This window comes from Burkholderia sp. ABCPW 111 (genome assembly GCF_000773065.1).
GTDB lineage: Bacteria > Pseudomonadota > Gammaproteobacteria > Burkholderiales > Burkholderiaceae > Burkholderia > Burkholderia savannae.
This window is the reverse complement of sequence record NZ_JPWT01000057.1, coordinates 1-18,050: the sequence shown is the minus strand read 5'-3', so window position 1 is coordinate 18,050 and position 18,050 is coordinate 1. Positions and strand designations below refer to the sequence as shown.

Below are 18,050 nucleotides of genomic sequence, written 5' to 3'. Positions count from 1 at the left end.
GGCGCAACGGCGGCTGCGCGCCACATGCCGTGCGCCGCGCCAGCCGCTTCCGCCTGGCCGCTCACGCGGTTTCGCGCAAAAAAAGAGGCGAAACCCGAAGGTTTCGCCTCGTCGTACTGGCCGATGCGCGGCTCGCGCGCCGGCCGGCTCAGAGCCCCAGCCGCTCGCAGACGATCTTCGTCGCCGCCGCGCCGTTCAGCGTGTAGAAGTGCAGGCCGGGCACGCCCGCGTCGATGAGCCGCCGGCAAAGCCCCGTGACGACGTCCGCGCCGAACGCGCGAATCGAATCCTTGTCGTCGCCGAAGCTCTCGAGCCGGCGCGCGATCCAGCGCGGCACTTCCGCGCCGCACATCTCGGAAAAGCGCATCAGCTGCGAGAAGTTCGTGATCGGCATGATGCCGGGCACGATCGGCACGTCGACGCCGAGCTTCGCCGCGTCTTCGACGAAACGGAAATACGCGTCGGCATTGTAGAAGTACTGCGTGATCGCGGCGTTCGCGCCCGCCTTCACCTTGCGCGCGAAATTCTCGAGATCGGCCTTCGGCGAACGGGCTTGCGGGTGGTATTCCGGATACGCGGCGACTTCGATGTGGAACCAGTCGCCGTGCTCGGCGCGGATGAAGCTGACGAGTTCCGACGCATAGCGCAGCTCGCCCACCTCGCCCATGCCGGACGGCAGATCGCCGCGCAGCGCGACGATGTGGCGAATGCCGTGCGAGCGGTACTGATCGAGAATCGCGCGCAGGCTGTCCTTCGACGAGCCGATGCACGACAGGTGCGGCGCGGCTTCGAGCCCCGCCTTCTGCATGTCGAGCACGGTGTCGAGCGTGCCTTGCTGCGTCGAGCCGCCCGCGCCGAACGTGACGGACACGAATTTCGGCTTCAGCGGCGCGAGTTGCGCGCGCGTCGCGCGCAGCTTGTCGACGCCTTCCGCCGTCTTCGGCGGAAAGAATTCAAAGGAAAGTTCGATCGGGTTCATGATTCAGGTGTCACCCCGTCAGCCGATGTTGCGCTGACCGAAGATCAGGGCGGACAGCAGCCACGACACGATGCTGTACAGGATCGAACCGAAGAACGCAGACCAGAATCCCGACACTTCGAAGCCCTTCAGCAGCGACGCCGCGAACCAGAAGCACAGTGCGTTCACGACGAGGATGAACAGGCCGAGCGTGACGATCGTCACGGGCAGCGTGAGCAGGATCAGGATCGGCCGGAGCACCGCGTTGATGAGGCCCAGCACGACCGCGACGATGAGCGCCGTGCCGAAGCTCTTGATGTGGATCGACGGTACGAGGTACGTGATGATCAAGAGCGCGAGCGCGTTGATGATCCAGGTCAGGATGACGGTCATGTGTTGCTCCTTCTGCGTTGACGATCCGGCCGTGCGCGGCCGCCCCGGAAGATGAGAACGTGCGGCGCGCCGGGCGGCGGATTGTTCCCGCCGGCGCGCCGCGCGCGGCGGACGTCAGGCGGGCGGCCGCCCGGCGCCCGCGCGCCGGGTACGGATCAAGATATCAGTAACGATAGTGATCCGGCTTGAACGGGCCCGCCTTCGGCACGCCGATGTAGGCCGCCTGATCGTCGGACAGCTCGGAGAGCTGCGCGCCGATGCGCGCGAGGTGCAGGCGCGCGACCTTCTCGTCGAGGTGCTTGGGCAGCACGTACACCTTGTTGCCGTACTCGCCGCCGCGCGTGAACAGTTCGATCTGCGCGAGCGTCTGGTTCGTGAACGAGTTCGACATCACGAACGACGGGTGGCCGGTCGCGCAGCCGAGGTTCACGAGGCGGCCTTCGGCCAGCAGGATCACGCGCTTGCCGTCCGGGAAGATGATGTGGTCGACCTGCGGCTTGATGTTTTCCCACTGGTACTGGCGGGTCGACGCGACGTCGATTTCCGAGTCGAAGTGGCCGATGTTGCAGACGATCGCGTTGTGGCGCATCGCCTTCATGTGATCGTGGCCGATCACGTGGTAGTTGCCGGTCGCCGTCACGAAGATGTCGGCCTTGTCGGCCGCGTATTCCATCGTCACGACGCGGTAGCCTTCCATCGCCGCCTGCAGCGCGCAGATCGGATCGATTTCGGTGACCCACACGGTCGCGCCGAGGCCGCGCAGCGATTGCGCGCAGCCCTTGCCCACGTCGCCGTAGCCCGCGACGAGCGCGATCTTGCCCGCGATCATCACGTCGGTCGCGCGCTTGATGCCGTCGACGAGCGACTCGCGGCAGCCATACAGGTTGTCGAACTTCGACTTCGTCACCGAATCGTTCACGTTGAACGCCGGGAACGGCAGGCGGCCGTCCTTTTCCATCTGGTACAGGCGGTGCACGCCCGTCGTGGTTTCTTCGGTCACGCCCTTGATGTGCGCGAGGCGCTTCGAGTACCAGCTGCCGTCGATTTCGAGGTGGCGCGCGATCGACTTGAAGAGCGCGACTTCTTCCTCGTTGGTCGGCTTGGCGATCACCGAGCGATCCTTCTCGGCCTTCGAGCCGAGGATCAGCAGCAGCGTGGCGTCGCCGCCGTCGTCGAGGATCATGTTCGCGAACTCGCCGTTCGGCCATTCGAAGATGCGGTGCGAGAACTCCCAGTATTCGTCGAGCGATTCGCCCTTGAACGCGAAGACGGGCGTGCCGGCCTCGACGATCGCGGCGGCCGCGTGATCCTGCGTCGAGAAGATGTTGCACGACGCCCAGCGCACGTCCGCGCCGAGCGCCTTCAGCGTCTCGATCAGCACGCCCGTCTGGATCGTCATGTGCAGCGAACCGGCGATGCGCGCGCCCGCGAGCGGCTGCTGCGCCTTGTATTCGTCGCGGATCTGCACGAGGCCGGGCATTTCGGTCTCGGCGATGTTCAGCTCCTTGCGGCCCCAGCCGGCAAGCGCGATATCGGCGACGACGTAATCTTGTGCGGAATTGGAATCGATGACAGCGGCGTTCATCACGCCCTCCTTTCTAAAAAAGTTCTAGAAAATTGTGACGTGAGCGCCGTTCAAGTAAGCGGGCGTCATCGGCGGGAACGATCGCCGCTACGCGACGATGCTGCGCCGACACACCGCTCGGTTGACCCTTTCCGAGCCTGGCGGGCGGGGCCCGTCGCAACGCTCCTCGGAAACGAGGTGGGATTGTAGCAAATCGAGACGAAATTTTCCTATCGTGCAAGCGGAGCGCTCGCGCGGCATTTTGCCGGCCTCGCCGACGCGCGCGCGCTTCCCGTGCACTGCGCCCGTCGCTGCCCGGCCGGCTCAGCTCTCCGTGCCGACCCACGCCAGCTCGCGCAGCTTCGCGCGCAGCCGCGCGACCGCCTGGCTGTGCAGCTGGCACACGCGCGATTCGCTCACCTCGAGCACCGCGCCGATCTCGCGCAGGTTCAGCCCGCGCTCGTAGTACAGCGACATCAGCAGCTTCTCGCGCTCCGGCAGGTGCTCGATCGCGTCGACGAGCGCGCTGCGCAGATGCTCGTCGAGCAGCGCGGACAGCGGATCGGCGTGGTCGGCGCGGTAGCGGTCGAGGAACGGCTCGTCGTCGGCCGAGCGGTCGAAATCCTCGTAGTAGACGAGCTGGCTGCCGTGCAGATCCTGCAGCATCGACTGAAATTCGCCGAGCGGCATCTGCAGGTGCTCGGCGATCTCCGTCTCGTTCGCCGCGCGGCCGAGCCGCTGCTCGACCTGGTGCACCGCGTGCTCGACCTCGCGCGACGTCTTGCGCAGGCTGCGCGGCAGCCAGTCGTTGCTGCGCAGCTCGTCGAGCATCGCGCCGCGAATCCGCTGCGTCGCGTAAGTCTCGAACTGCGCGCCCTGGTCTTCCTTGTAGCGGCTCGCCGCGTCGAGCAGGCCGATCATGCCGGCCTGGATCAGGTCGTCGAGATCCACGCTCGCCGGCATCTTCGCGACGAGCTGCAGGCCGAGACGACGCACGAGCGGCGCATATTGCGTCAGCACTTCGTCCTGGGAAATCTTGCCTTGAGCGTTGTACATCGTGCCCTCTCTTCGTCGTGGCGTTCAGGCGGCATGAGCCGCGCCTCGTTCAAACGCCGAACTTCCCGTCCGGACCCGGCCGACGCCAGAACCGGGGCGCATCGGCCAATACAGCAGATCGGCGGCGATCTGCCGGTAATCGCGCGCCGCCGCCGCCGACGCAAACGCGTCCACCACCGTGTGCGCGAGCCCGCGCGCGCGCTCGATCAGCGGATCGGCCGCGACGCACCCCGCGTTCGACAGCGACACCCGCAGATAGCGGCTCGCGACGCCCGCGAGGTTCTCGTACGCGGCCTTCGCGTCGGCCGCGCTCTGCACGTGATTCGTCAGCACGCGGAACTGCGCGAGCGCGTGTGCGTAGTGCAGCCGCTTCATGCACGCGTACGCCTCGGTGATCGCCGACGCCGACACGCGCGTGACGACGAGCACGTCGTGCGCGTCGCGCGCGAGCCCGGAGAGCGCGCCGTTCGCGTCGAGCTGCGCGTCGATCAGCACGATGTCCGCCGCGCCGTCGCCGAGCGCCTCGATCTGCGCGTCGCTGTAGCCGCCGCGCGCGAGCCGCGACGCCCCGCATATCGAGAATCCGAGCTCGTGACGCACCGGCTCGCCGTCGCGCAGCCATGAGCCGCACAGCGTCGCCGAGATCGAGCGGACGTTCGCGCGCTCGTCGACGACGAGCACGTCCTTGCCGAGCGCGGTGAGCGCCGCGGCGAGGTTCGCGACCGTCGACGTGCAGCCGACGCCCGAGGGTCCGCCCGTCACCGCGACGACGCGCGACGCGCGTCCGGCGAGCAGGCGCCGCAATCCTTCGGCCTGGTCGGTGATGCGCTTATCCAAAGCGGACCTCGTGCAGTTCGTTGCCGGCGCGCGTGCTCAACGCGGACAGCATCGCCGGCAGATCGTCGTCGTGCGGCACGAACGGGGAATCCTCGCGCGGCGCGCAGAACGCGCTCTTCAGCAGGAATTTCTTCGTCGCGACGTACAGGTTCTCGGGCACCTTCTGGCCGGTCGACACGTAGTGCACCGGCAGCTTGTAGCGGATCACCGTGTCGAGCGCGCCGCCGAGGTTGCTCGCCTCGTCGAGCTTCGTCAGGATGCAGCCCGCGAGATCGGGGTGGCCCGCCGCGCTGCGGTACGCCTGCACGACTTCGTTCAGCGTGTCGCCGTGGCTCGTCGCGTTCAGCAGCAGCAGGCGCTGCACCGGCGTGTCCGCGCCGTGCAGCATCGCGATCTGGTCGGACACCGTGCGGTCGCGCTGGCTCATGCCGATCGTGTCGATCAGCACCATGTGCTTGTTGCGCAGCTCGGCAAGCGCGAGCTGCAGATCGCCGCCGTCCTTCACCGCGTGCACCGGCACGCCGAGGATCTTGCCGAAGATGCGCAGCTGCTCGTGGCCGCCGATCCGGTAACTGTCCGTCGTGAGCAGCGCGACCTTGCTCGCGCCGAAGCGCATCACGCAGCGCGCGGCGAGCTTCGCGGTCGTCGTCGTCTTGCCGACGCCCGTCGGGCCCATCAGCGCGAACACGCCGCCGCGCTCCATCAGCGCGTCTTCGCTGTCGAGCACGGGCAGGTTCGCCGCGAGCACCGAATGCGCCCACTCGGCCGCCGCGTCGAGCGTGTCGTAGCCGGCGCCCTCCGGCAGGTTGTCGACGACCATCCGCACGAGCTGCGCGGAAAAGCCCGCCGCGAACAGGTATTTCGTCAGCGCGCCGTGCACCGGATTGCGGCGCTGGCGCTCGTTCCACATCAGGCCCGCGAACTGCTCTTCCATCAGCTCGCGCAGCGAGCCGAGCTCCTGCATCACCGTGTCGTTGACGATGCGCTCGATGCGCGCCTTCACCGCGTCCGCGACGACGGCCGCGGTGTCTTCCGGCAAGCGCGGCGCCGGCTTGGCCGCCGCCGCATCATCGGCCGGCAGCCGGCGCGAGACGTTGCGCACGATGTCGCGCGCCCATTCGGGCGGCTCGTCCGCGGCGGCGCGCTCGCGCGGCGCCTGCGCAGCCGCCGCGGCGGCGCGCGGCCGCGCAACGAGCTCTTCGTGCTGCTTCGTCAGCCGCTTCGCGTGCTCGACGAGCCACGGCGCGGGCTCGGACGGCGCGGCGGGCGGCTGGGCGGCCGGCGGTGGCGCGACGGCGGGCCGAGCGTCGTCGCCGGAAGCGTCGACGCTCGCGCCGAACACCGACGAAAACACGTCGGGAAGACCGCCCGATGCGTAGGGGTTCGCGGCCGAGCGCGCGGCCGACGCGGTGGTCGGCACGACCACCGATGCGGCGGGCGACGCGAACGTCGACAACGAAGACGCGGGCTGACGCGGCGCTTGCGCCTGCGGCTGGGCCGCGCCGTGCGCGGCGTCCGCCGCCGCGCGGCGCGTCGAGATTTCGGCGAGCTCGGCGGCGGGCAGCGCGACGATCTCGACGCGGCCGTCGTCGAGCGTCCGGTTGGACAGTACCGCCGCGTCGGCGCCCATCGCCTCGCGCACGAGGCGCAGGGCGTCGCGGCTCGTCGGGCCAATGAATTTGCGAATGTTCAAGCGGTACCCCCGATGACGTTAACGACCTTGATCGTGCGCGTGTCCGGCACTTCGGCGTAGGACAGCACTTTCAATTGCGGCAGGCTGCGCCGCAGGAAGCGCGCGAGCATCGCGCGCAGCGCGTGCTGGACGAGCAGCACGGGCGGCAGCCCCATGTTCTGTTGGCGCAGCATCGCGTCTTGCGTGCCGATCAGCAGCGCGTGCGCGAGGCCCGGCTCGAGGCCCGGATTCGCATTCGTGGCGAGCGCCTGCGACAGCACGCGCTCGAGATTCGCGTCGAGCCCCATCACCTGCATCTCGCCCGCGCCCGGATACCACTGCTGGGTGATCGCGCGGCCGAGCGCGAGGCGCACGGCGGCCGTGAGCTCGTACGGATCGGTGATGCGGCCCGCCTGCTCGGACACGGCCTCGACGATCGTGCGCATGTCGCGAATCGGCACGCCTTCGTCGAGCAGGTTCTGCAGCACCTTTTGCAGCGTCGTGAGCGAGATCGTCTTCGGCACGAGGTCCTCGACGAGCGACGGCGCGTCCTTGCCGGTCCGCTCGATGAGCGCCTGCACTTCCTGCCTGCCGAGCAGTTCGGCCGCATGCTGGACGACGAGATGATTGAGGTGCGTCGCCACGACGGTGCTCGCGTCGACGACCGTGTAGCCGTACACCTGCGCCTGCTCGCGCAGCGCCGTGTCGATCCACACGGCGGGCAGCCCGAACGCGGGGTCCTGCGTCGGCGCGCCCGGCAGCGCGGCCGTCACCTGGCCCGGATTGATCGCGAGCCACTGGCCCGGATACGCCTCGCCCGTGCCGACCTCGACGCCCTTCAGCGCGATCCGGTAGGCGTTCGGGCGCAGCTCGAGGTTGTCGCGGATATGAATGACGGGCGGCAGGAAGCCGATTTCCTGCGCGAACTTCTTGCGGATGCTCTTGATCCGCTTGAGCAGCTCGCCGTCGGCGCTTTTGTCGACGAGCGGGATCAGCCGATAGCCGACTTCGAGGCCGAGCGGATCGATGAGCGTGACGTCTTCCCATGTCGCTTCGTGGCTATCGGCGGGCAGCGCAGCAGGCGGCGCGATCTCGGCGACCATGCCCGCCGCCTTCTTCGCGGCCTCGCGCTTGGCCATCGTCCGCGACAGCCAGATCGCGCCTGCGCCGAGCAGCAGAAACGCGAAGTGCGGCATGTTCGGGATGAGACCCATCAGCACGATGATCGAGCCCGTGATCATCAGCACGCGCGGGTTCGTGAAGAGCTGCGTCGTGATTTGCGTGCCGATGTCCTCGTCGGTCGCGACGCGCGACACGATCACGCCCGCCGCGGTCGAGATCACGAGCGACGGGATCTGCGCGACGAGGCCGTCGCCGATCGTGAGCAGCGTGTAGTTAGTGCCGGCCGCCGCGAACGTCATGTCGTGCTGCACCATCCCGACGATGAGGCCGCCGATCACGTTGATCGCCATGATGATGAGGCCCGCGATCGCGTCGCCGCGCACGAACTTCGACGCGCCGTCCATCGACCCGTAGAACTCCGCCTCCTGCGCGACCGCCTGGCGGCGCTTCTTCGCCTGCTCTTCGTTGATAAGGCCGGCGTTCAGGTCGGCGTCGATCGCCATCTGCTTGCCGGGCATCGCGTCGAGCGTGAAGCGCGCGGACACTTCGGCGATCCGCCCCGCGCCCTTCGTGATCACCATGAAATTGATGATCATCAGGATCACGAACACGACGATGCCGACCGCGAAATTGCCGCCGACGAGGAAGTGGCCGAACGCCTCGATCACCTGGCCGGCCGCGTCCGGGCCCGTGTGGCCCTCGAGCAGCACGACGCGCGTCGACGCGACGTTCAGCGACAGCCGCAGCAGCGTCGAGAACAGGAGCACGCTCGGGAACGCCGCGAAGTCGAGCGGCTTCATCGTGTACATGCTGACGAGCAGCACCATCACCGACAGCGCGATGTTGAACGTGAAGAACAGATCGAGCAGCAGCGGCGGCAGCGGCAGGATCATCATCCCGAGAATCATGCAGATGAGGATCGGGCCCGCGAGCGCTCGCAGGTTCGAGCCCGCGAAGAGCTGCGAGCGCTTGCCGAGAAGGGCGGCCGGCATGTTCATGCGGCGCCTCCGGCGGCGTGACGGCCAAGCACGTCGTGCGCCTCTTCCTGCTCGTCTTCCGGCGCGACTTGCGCGCCCTTGTCGAGCTCGGCGGGCACGTCGAGATCGACGGGCGTTTCGGGCGCGGGCCCGCCTTCGGCGTGAAAGCGCTTCAGCTGATAAACCCACGCGAGCACTTCGGCGACGGCCGAGTACAGCGTGCCGGGAATCTCGCGCTCGAGATCGACGTTGTGATAGAGCGCGCGCGCGAGCGGCGGCGCTTCGAGCAGCGGCACATGGTGTTCGGCGGCGAGCTCGCGAATCCGCGCGGCGACGAGGTTCACGCCCTTCGCGACGACCTTCGGCGCGCGCATCTCGCCGTCCGTGTACTTGAGCGCGACCGCGAAGTGCGTCGGGTTCGTGACGACGACGTCGGCCGTCGGCACGCTCGCCATCATCCGGCGGCGCGCCATCGCGCGCTGCTGCTGGCGAATCCTGCCCTTCACGTGCGGATCGCCTTCGTTTTCGCGGTGTTCGCGCTTCACTTCTTCCTTCGTCATGCGCAGCTTCTTGTTGTACTGCCAGAGTTGGTACGGCACGTCGAGGCTCGCGACGACCAGCATCCCCGCGACCGTCATTGCGCAGCACACGGCGACGAGATGCAGCGCATCGGCGAGCGCGGCGTCGAGCGGCTGCGTCGCGAGGCCGAGCAGCTCGTCCTTGCTGCGCCAGATCGCGATGCCGCCGATCCCGCCGACGACGAGCGTCTTCGCGATCGACATCCCGAGCTGGATCGGGCCTTGAATCGAGAAAATGCGGCCGAGACCCGTGATCGGATTCAGGCGCTCGAACTTCAGCTCGAACGTCTTCGTCGACACGAGCCAGCCGCCGAGCGCCATCGGCGCGGCGAGCGCCGCGACGCCCGTCAGCGCGAGCACGGGCAACAGCGCGTAGAGCCCCTCGAGGCTCAGGCCGCCCGCATGCGACAGCATCCGGTTCGTGTCGAACGCGGTCGCGCGATCGAACGAGAACGCCGTGCGCAGCATCGTGCGCAGGTGCTCGCCGATCGGGCCCGACAGCAGCCACGCGCCGTAGAAACCCGCCGACAGCAGCGCGAACGAAGCCAGCTCGCGCGAGCGCGCGACCTGCCCCTCCTCGCGCGCCTTCTCGCGGCGCTTGGGAGTGGCGGCTTCTGTCCGGTCGAGATCGCTGTCCTCTGCCACGCGGGCCTCCATGTGGGCGCGGCGGGATGCCGCTTTCCAGTGACACCGATTATTCCCGCGGCGGTCAACGGGCGATCGGTCGAGGAAAGCGGGGAAACCGGGGTATTTCTCGGAATCGGTTGCACGGGGCGGACGAAGCGGCGATCGCCGGTTTTTGGGGTGGGATCGCGGGCGAATCACGAATGCGGCGCTTGATCGGCGCGCGCGGCGAACGTGTGCTCGCGCCGAACGTGCAATCGCGGCCGACGCGCGGGCGCGCGCCGCCCGGCTGCCGCGGCCGTCGTCGCTGGAGGCGGCGTTGCGCCGTCCGCGCCGTGGTCAGTGCAACGCGCGCGACGCGAGCACGCCGGCGGCGAACACGCCCGGCGGCATCGGCATCACGACGCCGAAGCCCGGGTATGTCGTCTGGCCGGCGAGGTGCGGCCCGTCGATCGGCGTCGCGTGCGCAAACACGTGCGGAAACCGCCGATCGGGCCGCGCGGCGGGCGACAGCCCGCAAGGCGCGCCTTCGTACAGGCCGACGCGCTCCGCGTGATCCTTCGGGTTCGTCGCGCGCGGCGTCACGGCGTCACGGCGTCGAGTCGGCGCCGGCCCGCGAACGCGTCCGCCCATGGCGGCGCGGCGGCCGACTTCGCGGCGTCGGCCTCTGCGACGAGCTGCGTACGCGCGTCGGCAGCGCGAACGGCATCCGGCCGATCGGCCGCTCAGCCGGCCGCCGCACGCTGCAGCGCCGCAAGGTCGATCTTCTTCATCTGCATCAGCGCCTGCATCGTGCGCGACGCCTTCGCCGGATCGTCGCCCGTCAGCAGCGCCTGCAACTGCACGGGCACGATCTGCCACGACAGCCCGAAGCGGTCCTTGAGCCAGCCGCACTGCTGCGCGCTCGCGTCGCCGCCTTCGGACAGCCGGTGCCAGTAATGGTCGATCTCGTCCTGCGTCGTGCAGTTCACGACGAACGACACGGCCGGGTTGAACCGGAACACGGGCCCGCCGTTCAGCGCGACGAAGCGCTGGCCGTCGAGCTCGAACGCGACCGTCATCACCGCGCCCTCGCCTTGCCCGGACGCGTTCGCGCCCTCCTTGTCGTAGCGGGCGACATGCGTGATCTTCGCGTCGTCGAACACCGATACGTAGAACGTGGCCGCTTCCTCCGCGTTGCCGTCGAACCACAGGAAGGGGGTGATGCGCTGCATGCGTGCCGTCATGACGTGTCTCCTCGTCTGTCTTCCTCGGCGGAACAACGTAACGATGATAGGCGCTCGCGGCTCGGGCGGCGGCGCGGCTTCCGTAGCCGGAAAGCAAAAAGGGCGCGATTTCTCGCGCCCTTTTGGGGTGGGTTCGCGGCGCGGGCGTCCGGAAAAACCGCCCGCGCGCCAGTCGCGTCAGAACGCGACGTAAGGGGCCGGACCGCCGCTGCCGCGCAGGTCCATCCCGAAGTACAGCGTCTTGCCGAAGAAATGCGGCAGGCCGAAGTCGAGCACCCGCGTGTCGCCGAACGGGCCGCCCAGGTTCGGCACGGCCGAGCGGTACGTGGAGAACAGCGAGTTCGCATTGTCGATCGAAATCGACGGCGACGCCTGCGCGCCGTTCAGACCGACGACAGTGGGCGTCGTGGTTTGCGTGCCCGTCGTCGGGCAGTAGAACGACGAATTGTTGCTGCACACGGGCAGTCGGACCGCCGTGCTGCCGCCCGTATCGAAGAAGTACGCGTTCGATCCGGTATCGAAGAACACGGTGCTGACCGCGCGGCCGAGCAGCGTGCCCGTCAGGTCGCCCGCGGTGGTCGACGTGAGCACCGTCGCGCTCGACGGCAGCGCGTTGTTCGCCTGCGTGTTGATGCCGAACGTCAGCGTGCCGGTCGCGTTGCCGCCCGACGGCGGATTCATCGCGACGATCACGCCGTTGTTGTCGGTCGCAAAGCGCGGCACCGGGTTCGCTACCTGCTGCGCGAGCGGCACCGTCGTCACCTGGCAGCTCGTGTTGCCGTTCGGGCACGCGTAGTAGTTGCTGTAGAGCGTCGACGTCGCGCAGTTCGTGCCGCAGTCGTACGGCGCGGGCCCGATTCCGAGGATGCCGTTCGCGCCCAGGTCGGCCGCGGTGTTCGACGACGAATTGCCGTTCGAGCACGACGTCGGCACGCCGGACGAGCCGAGATCGCCGATGACCTGGACCGGCAGCGAGCTCGCCTGCTCGCCGGCGATCTTCACGTCGGCGGTGCGCACCGTGCCCCATGTGTAGCTCGTCACGAACTTGCCGCACTCGACGAGCGCGCCGCTGCTCACGGTCGAAATGGGCAGGCTGCCGAGCACGTTCGACGCGGCGGTGTTGACGATCCGCAGCCCGTACGACGCGGTGTCGACGAGCACGTTGTTGATCGTCTGGCACGTCGAGGTGCCGGGCGCGCAGATCGTCACGTCGACGGTCGGCATGTTGACGACGGTCGCGACGCCCGTGCTGACGGTGATCGCGGCCTGGTTCGACGCGAGCGGCGTGCTGCCCGAGCTGCCCGAGCCGCCTGAACCGCCCGAACCGCCGTTCGAACCGCCGCCCGCGGACGTGTTGCCGCCGCCCGAGCCCGTGTTCACGGACGCATTCGAGCCGCCGTCGCCCCCGCCGCCGCACGCGGCGACGAGCGCGACCGTGGCCGCGGCGAGGCTCAGCGCGCCGAGCCAGCGAGTCAGAGTGTGTTGGAAGCGCAAGATCTGTCCCCTCCCGGCGCGATCACTGGATGTCGTTGGTGGAGAAGCCGGCCGGCAGCGCCTGCGGCAGCCACGCCTGACCGGAATACGAGCCCATGTGGCCGCCCGTGTGGACGACGAGCCCGCTCGTGTCGATCGCGGCCGGCGCGCGCGGCCCGCGCGCGGCATGGGACGCCTTCACGCCCGCTTCGTATTGCGGGAAATAGCCGCCGAGCAGATCGGAGAGGTTCGGCGCGACGGGGCCTTGCCACGACAGCGCGAACACGGCGCCCGACGTCGAAATGTATTCGCGCACGACGGTGCCCGAGCCGAGCGTCGTTTCGCGCACGGTGTAGCCGACGGCGGCCGCCGGCGCGCCGCCCGCCGCGCGGATGCTGCGCTGCATCGACCGCACCGTCGCTGCGGTATCCGCCGCGGGCGGCGTCATCGGCGCGCCGCCGAGGCCCGCGTGGACGGGCGCGGCGGCAAGCCACGCGCACATGAAGCCGGCCGCCGTCGCGGCGATCCGGCGAAATCGACTCGATCTCACTCCATTCCTCCTCGAATTCAGGCTCTGCATGCCGGGCGGCGTGGCGTGCTGCGCGCCGCACGCCGCTCATTATCGACAATCGAAAGCGAAAAGAAAGCCCTCGAGAGCCTGCAGACCAGGAGCGTAGTATGCCTGCCGCCTATGTCAAAAACCTATCGGCATTAGTCTCGATAATATTCAATCATTGCAAAACATTTCGGTTCAAAATCCGAGACTTGCCAACAAATCGTCGACTTGCGCCTGATCCTGAACAACGTCGGCCTTTCCTTCCGGATTGATTTGCGGCCCATTCAGCAGCGATTCCGGCGTCATCGCGCCGCTCGCCTGCTCGGCGGCGAGCGCGGCGGCCGTCGCGGCGAACTGCTCGCGCCGCTCGGGCGCGATGTTCTCGACCAGCACGTTCAGCAACTGCTGCTCGATCAGATAGACCATGTCCATGATCTTCTTGATCACCTGGCCCGTCAGATCCTGGAAGTCCTGCGCGAGCATGATCTCGAGCAACTGCGCGTTGGTCGCGCCCGTGGCGTCCGGCAGCGCGCGCAGGAACGCGCGCGTGTCGTCCATCAGGCCGCGCACTTCCACGCGCTCGATCGGCGACTCGTACCACTTCGCCCAGCGCGCGTCGAGCGCCGCGGCGTCTTGCTGCAAGCGCTCCTGCACGGGCTTGGCGATTTCGATCGCGGTCAGCACGCGCTCGGCCGCCTGCTCGGTCATCGCGACGACGTAACGGAGCCGGTCGCGTGCATCCGGCACGACTTCCGCCGCCTTCTCGACGTGCTTGTCGAGACCCAGCTCGCGCATCGAATCGCGCAGCGTGCGCGTCAGCTGGCCGATGCGCGCAAGAATACGGTCGCTCGCCAGGTCGGCGGCGTCGGCAAGGCGTTCGTCGGCACTCGCGCCGGCAAGCGCCGCATGGATCGGCTCGTTCACGTCAGCTCCCCGCTTTCGCCATCTTTTCCAGAATCTTGTTGAGCTTCTCGTCGAGGGTCGCCGCGGTGAACGGCTTCACGACGTAGCCGCTCGCGCCCGCCTGCGCGGCCGCGATGATGTTCTCCTTCTTCGACTCGGCCGTGACCATCAGCACGGGCAGATGCGTGAGCGCCGCGTCCGCGCGGATCTCCTTCAACATCGCGAGCCCGTCGAGGTTCGGCATGTTCCAGTCGGAGATCACGAAGTCGTAGCCGCCGCCGCGCAGCCGCGCCAGGCCGGCCAGGCCGTCCTCCGCTTCGTCGACGTTCGAATAGCCCAGCTCCTTCAACAAGTTGCGGACGATCCGACGCATCGTCGGAAAATCGTCCACCACCAGAATCTTCATGCTCTTGTCCATCGTCTGTTCCTTTCCAGATTCGTGTGCTGTAACGGTGGCGCCTAGGTTACACGCGCTGCACGCGGTCGCCCATCGACGCGAGGCGCGCCATGATACGGCGACTCATGTCGGAAAGGGGCGCGACGTCGTCGACGCCACCCATCGCAATCGCCTCGCGGGGCATCCCGAACACGACGCAGCTCGCCTCGTCCTGCGCGAACGTATATGCGCCCGCCTTTTTCATTTCAAGCAGCCCGGCCGCGCCGTCGCGGCCCATTCCGGTCAGGATCACGCCGAGCGCGTTCTTGCCCGCGTGCTGCGCGGCCGAGCGGAACAGCACGTCGACCGACGGGCGGTGGCGGTTCACGGGCGGCTCGTCCGACAGGTGCGCGATGTAGTTCGCGCCGCTTCGCGCGAGCAGCAGGTGCGCGTGGCCGGGCGCGATGTACGCGTGGCCCGGCAGCACGCGCTCGCCGTGTTCCGCCTCCTTCACCGAGATCCGGCACAGGCCGTTCAGGCGCTGCGCGAACGAGCGCGTGAAGCCGGGCGGCATGTGCTGCGCGATCAGCACGGCGGGCGCATCGGGCGGCAGCGGCGTCAGCACTTCGCGGATCGCCTCGGTGCCGCCCGTGGACGCGCCGACGATGATCAGCTTCTCGGTGCTGACGAGCGGATTGTTGATGAGCGGCGCGGCAGCGCCGACGGGGCCGTGCGCGGCCGCCGCCGCGGCCGCGTGCGGCTGCGGATTCTGCCGCACGCGCGCGCGCGACGCCGCGCGCACCTTGTCGGCGAGTTTTTCCGCGTATTCGAGCATCCCGTCGCGAATCCCGACGCGCGGCTTCGTGACGAAGTCGACCGCGCCGAGCTCGAGCGCGCGCAGCGTGATTTCCGAGCCGCGCTCGGTCAGCGACGACACCATCACGACCGGCATCGGCCGCAGGCGCATCAGCTTCTCGAGGAAGTCGAGGCCGTCCATTCGCGGCATTTCGACGTCGAGCGTCAGCACGTCCGGGTTGTGCTGCTTGATCAGCTCGCGCGCGACGAGCGGATCGGGCGCCGTCGCGCACACCTCCATGTCGGGCTGGCTATTGATGATTTCGGTCATCAGGCTGCGGATCAGCGCCGAATCGTCGACGCACAGCACTTTGATTTTCTTCTGCACAGCGTTCAAGCCTCCTGCTTTCTTGTGGCGGGCGACGCGGCCCGCGTACCGAACAATTCGATGCGAGGCTTCGCATCCGCCTTGGGCGCGGGCGTGCCGAACAGCTCGACGTGCGCACGCGCGCGGGCGGCGCGCTCGCCGCGCGAACCGGTCGCCTCGCGCGCGAGCGCGGCTTCCCGCTCGGCGACGTCGGGTGCCTGCACGCGCAGCTTCTTGACCATCGCCTGCCCCGTGTGCGGCATGAACGCGACCTTGCGCGGATGCACGCCCTGCAAGTCCTCGGCCGTGATGCGGATGCGCTCGAGCGCGAGATAGCGGCGCACGAAATCGGCGTTGCGATCGCCGATGTTGATCGTCGTCATTCCCGCGAGCACGGCCGCGCCGCCGAACACCTTCGCCTCGAAGCGCTCGCGGCGGCCGCCCGCCTTGATGAGCTCGTTGATCAGCACTTCCATCGCGTAGGCGCCGTAGCGCATCGATTCGGACGCGGCGGCGGACGGGTCCGCGCCGTCGTCCGGCAGCATGAAGTGGTTCATCCCGCCGATCCGCCCGATCGGATCGTGCAGGCACGCGGCGACGCACGAGCCGAGCACGGTGACGAGCACCATGTCCTCGCGCGTCGTGTAGAACTCGTTCGGCAGCAGCTTCACGCCGCGGCGGTGAAAGTGCGCGTCGAAATAATGATTGGTCGCGATCGGCAGCCCGCTCATCGGAGTTCCTCCTCGGCCGCCGCCGCGGCGATGCGCGAACGCACGCGCGGCGCGGCGCCATGCCCGTCGCGCGTCAGTTCGTAGACGGTCTGCCCGCGCAGATGGAATGCCTGCGTCACGTACGTGAAGTTCTCCGAATGGCCGGCGAACAGCAGGCCGCCCGGCTTCATCAGCGGCTCGAAGCGCGAGAGCACCTGCGCCTGAGTCGGCTTGTCGAAGTAGATCATCACGTTGCGGCAGAAGATCGCGTCGAACGGCTTCGTGAAACCGTAGTCGGCGTCGGTCAGGTTGAGCTGCGCGAAGCGGATCATCGCGCGCAGCTCGGGGCGCACCTTCACGCGGCCCGCCTGCGCGCCCGTGCCCTTCAGGAAAAAGCGCTTGAGCCGCTCGGGCGACAGGTGCTTGACCTGCTCGAACGCGTAGACGCCCGCTTCGGCCTTCGCTAGCACCTGCGTGTCGAGATCGGTGGCGAGCACGCTCGCCGAGCGCGCGGCCGATTCGCCGAGCGCCTCGACGAGCGTCATCGCGATCGAATACGGCTCTTCGCCCGTCGACGCCGCCGAGCACCATACCGACACCGGCTGCTCCCGGCGCTTGACGAACTCGGCGAGGATCGGAAAGTGGTGCGATTCGCGAAAGAACGCGGTCAGGTTCGTCGTCAGCGAATTCGTGAACGCTTCCCATTCGGCCGGATCGTTTTCGCGCTCGAGCAGCTCGAGGTAGTCGCAGAAGCGGTTGAGCCCGCGCGCGCGCAGGCGCCGCGCGAGGCGGCTATACGCCATGTCGCGCTTGTGCTCGGACAGCGAGATGCCCGCCCGCCGGTGGATCAGCGCGCGAATCTTCGCGAAATCGGCGGACGTGAATTCGAAGTCCCGCGCAGCGTCGCCCAACCGGTCTTGCGGTTCGAGTGCGTCGGAACGAGAGGCGGCGCGTGCGGGCATCATGGCTTAAAAGGTTTCCCAGTCGTCGTCGGAGGACGCCGAGGCAACCGCGGGCTTCGGCTCGCCCGACAGCGCCGGGCGCTTGAGCGCGAGGGAGGACGCGGAAGCGGCGGCGGCTTGCGTGGCACCGGCCGCGCCCGTCGTCGGGCGCGGGGCGGCGCCCGGCTTCGCGAGCTTCGGTGCATAGGCGGAAGACGCCGGCGATGCGGCCGACTTCGGCGCGGCGGCAGACGTCTTCGCGGCTTGCGGCGCGGCTTGCGACCCGGCGGCGGGCGCGCCGTGCGCCGTGCGCCCGCCGTGTGCGGCGGCCTGCGCGGCGGCGGCCGAAGCCGACGACGATCCGGCCGCGCCGGTTGTCCTGACCGCGCTCGCGGCGGGCGCGCGCGACGCGGATGCGGCGGCCCGCGGCGCGCCCGGCGCGGTCGCGCCGGAAATCACGCCCGCATGTGCGCTCGAAGCCGACGCAGCCGGCGTCGCGGCGGACGCAATCCCGCCCTCGACGCGCCACGCTGACACGATCTGCGTCATCTGCCGCGTCTGATCCTCGAGCGACGCGGCGGCGGCGGCGGCTTCTTCGACGAGCGCCGCGTTCTGCTGCGTGACGGCGTCCATCTGGCTCACCGCGCGATTCACCTGGACGATGCCCGTCGACTGCTCTTCGGACGCCGCGCTGATCTCGCCCATGATGTCGGTCACGCGGCGCACCGCCTGGACGATCTCGGCCATCGTCGCGCCCGCGCGCTCGACGAGCGCCGAGCCGCTTTGCACCTTGTGCGCGGAGTCGCCGATCAGTTGCTTGATTTCCTTGGCGGCCGTCGCGCTCCGCTGCGCGAGCGAGCGCACCTCGCCCGCGACCACCGCGAAGCCGCGCCCCTGCTCGCCCGCGCGCGCCGCCTCGACG

The 18,050-nt window shown here is 68.7% G+C and carries 18 protein-coding genes and 1 riboswitch; all 18 genes read right to left on the bottom strand.

The features are described 5' to 3' along the window. Positions 1-148 precede the first annotated feature (148 nt). The gene (gene metF, locus X946_RS10120; protein WP_038746611.1) at positions 149-979 is read right to left on the bottom strand and encodes a methylenetetrahydrofolate reductase [NAD(P)H]; all 831 of its coding nucleotides are present in this window, start codon (positions 977-979) and stop codon (positions 149-151) included. Positions 980-997: 18 nt separating this feature from the next. Then, positions 998-1,351: a phage holin family protein gene (locus X946_RS10115; protein ID WP_038746608.1), complete on the bottom strand. Its 354-nt coding sequence runs from the start codon at positions 1,349-1,351 to the stop codon at positions 998-1,000. 163 nt (positions 1,352-1,514) lie between these two features. After that, positions 1,515-2,936, bottom strand: coding sequence for an adenosylhomocysteinase (gene ahcY, locus X946_RS10110; RefSeq protein ID WP_038746605.1), 1,422 nt, complete (start codon positions 2,934-2,936; stop codon positions 1,515-1,517). A 34-nt stretch (positions 2,937-2,970) separates the two neighbouring features. Further along, positions 2,971-3,110: riboswitch (S-adenosyl-L-homocysteine riboswitch) on the bottom strand. A 129-nt stretch (positions 3,111-3,239) separates the two neighbouring features. Then, complete coding sequence (locus X946_RS10105; RefSeq protein ID WP_038746602.1) at positions 3,240-3,971, bottom strand: RNA polymerase sigma factor FliA; 732 nt, start codon at positions 3,969-3,971, stop codon at positions 3,240-3,242. A 24-nt stretch (positions 3,972-3,995) separates the two neighbouring features. After that, positions 3,996-4,808, bottom strand: a complete 813-nt coding sequence (locus tag X946_RS10100) for a MinD/ParA family ATP-binding protein (RefSeq protein ID WP_038746599.1) — start codon at positions 4,806-4,808, stop codon at positions 3,996-3,998. After that, complete coding sequence (gene flhF / locus X946_RS10095; protein WP_038746596.1) at positions 4,801-6,501, bottom strand: flagellar biosynthesis protein FlhF; 1,701 nt, start codon at positions 6,499-6,501, stop codon at positions 4,801-4,803. The genes X946_RS10100 and flhF overlap by 8 nt, the downstream gene beginning before the upstream one ends. After that, positions 6,498-8,600, bottom strand: a complete 2,103-nt coding sequence (gene flhA, locus X946_RS10090) for a flagellar biosynthesis protein FlhA (RefSeq protein WP_038746593.1) — start codon at positions 8,598-8,600, stop codon at positions 6,498-6,500. The genes flhF and flhA overlap by 4 nt, the downstream gene beginning before the upstream one ends. Further along, on the bottom strand, positions 8,597-9,802 hold the full coding sequence (gene flhB / locus X946_RS10085; protein ID WP_038746749.1) for a flagellar biosynthesis protein FlhB: 1,206 nt from the start codon (positions 9,800-9,802) through the stop codon (positions 8,597-8,599). The genes flhA and flhB overlap by 4 nt, the downstream gene beginning before the upstream one ends. A gap of 318 nt (positions 9,803-10,120) precedes the next feature. Beyond that, complete coding sequence (locus X946_RS10080; RefSeq protein WP_038746591.1) at positions 10,121-10,366, bottom strand: hypothetical protein; 246 nt, start codon at positions 10,364-10,366, stop codon at positions 10,121-10,123. A 140-nt stretch (positions 10,367-10,506) separates the two neighbouring features. Continuing rightward, positions 10,507-11,007 carry a VOC family protein gene (locus X946_RS10075; RefSeq protein ID WP_038746588.1) on the bottom strand — a complete coding sequence of 167 codons (501 nt, stop codon included), beginning with the start codon at positions 11,005-11,007 and terminating at the stop codon, positions 10,507-10,509. A 177-nt stretch (positions 11,008-11,184) separates the two neighbouring features. Continuing rightward, positions 11,185-12,501, bottom strand: coding sequence for a DUF3443 domain-containing protein (locus tag X946_RS10070; protein ID WP_038746585.1), 1,317 nt, complete (start codon positions 12,499-12,501; stop codon positions 11,185-11,187). 22 nt (positions 12,502-12,523) lie between these two features. Continuing rightward, on the bottom strand, positions 12,524-13,030 hold the full coding sequence (locus X946_RS10065) for a DUF2844 domain-containing protein (protein WP_038746583.1): 507 nt from the start codon (positions 13,028-13,030) through the stop codon (positions 12,524-12,526). 201 nt (positions 13,031-13,231) lie between these two features. Next, the gene (cheZ, locus tag X946_RS10060; protein WP_038746580.1) at positions 13,232-13,960 is read right to left on the bottom strand and encodes a protein phosphatase CheZ; all 729 of its coding nucleotides are present in this window, start codon (positions 13,958-13,960) and stop codon (positions 13,232-13,234) included. A 1-nt stretch (position 13,961) separates the two neighbouring features. Then, positions 13,962-14,357, bottom strand: coding sequence for a chemotaxis response regulator CheY (cheY, locus tag X946_RS10055; protein ID WP_038746577.1), 396 nt, complete (start codon positions 14,355-14,357; stop codon positions 13,962-13,964). 46 nt (positions 14,358-14,403) lie between these two features. After that, positions 14,404-15,498 carry a protein-glutamate methylesterase/protein-glutamine glutaminase gene (locus X946_RS10050; RefSeq protein ID WP_186448554.1) on the bottom strand — a complete coding sequence of 365 codons (1,095 nt, stop codon included), beginning with the start codon at positions 15,496-15,498 and terminating at the stop codon, positions 14,404-14,406. A 5-nt stretch (positions 15,499-15,503) separates the two neighbouring features. Further along, positions 15,504-16,208: a chemoreceptor glutamine deamidase CheD gene (cheD, locus tag X946_RS10045; protein ID WP_038746572.1), complete on the bottom strand. Its 705-nt coding sequence runs from the start codon at positions 16,206-16,208 to the stop codon at positions 15,504-15,506. Next, a complete protein-coding gene (locus X946_RS10040; RefSeq protein ID WP_038746569.1) occupies positions 16,205-17,152 on the bottom strand; it encodes a CheR family methyltransferase in 948 nt (315 codons plus the stop codon). The genes cheD and X946_RS10040 overlap by 4 nt, the downstream gene beginning before the upstream one ends. Before the next feature lie 3 nt (positions 17,153-17,155). Further along, on the bottom strand, positions 17,156-18,050 hold an 895-nt coding region (locus X946_RS10035; RefSeq protein ID WP_038746566.1), incomplete at its 5' end, for a methyl-accepting chemotaxis protein.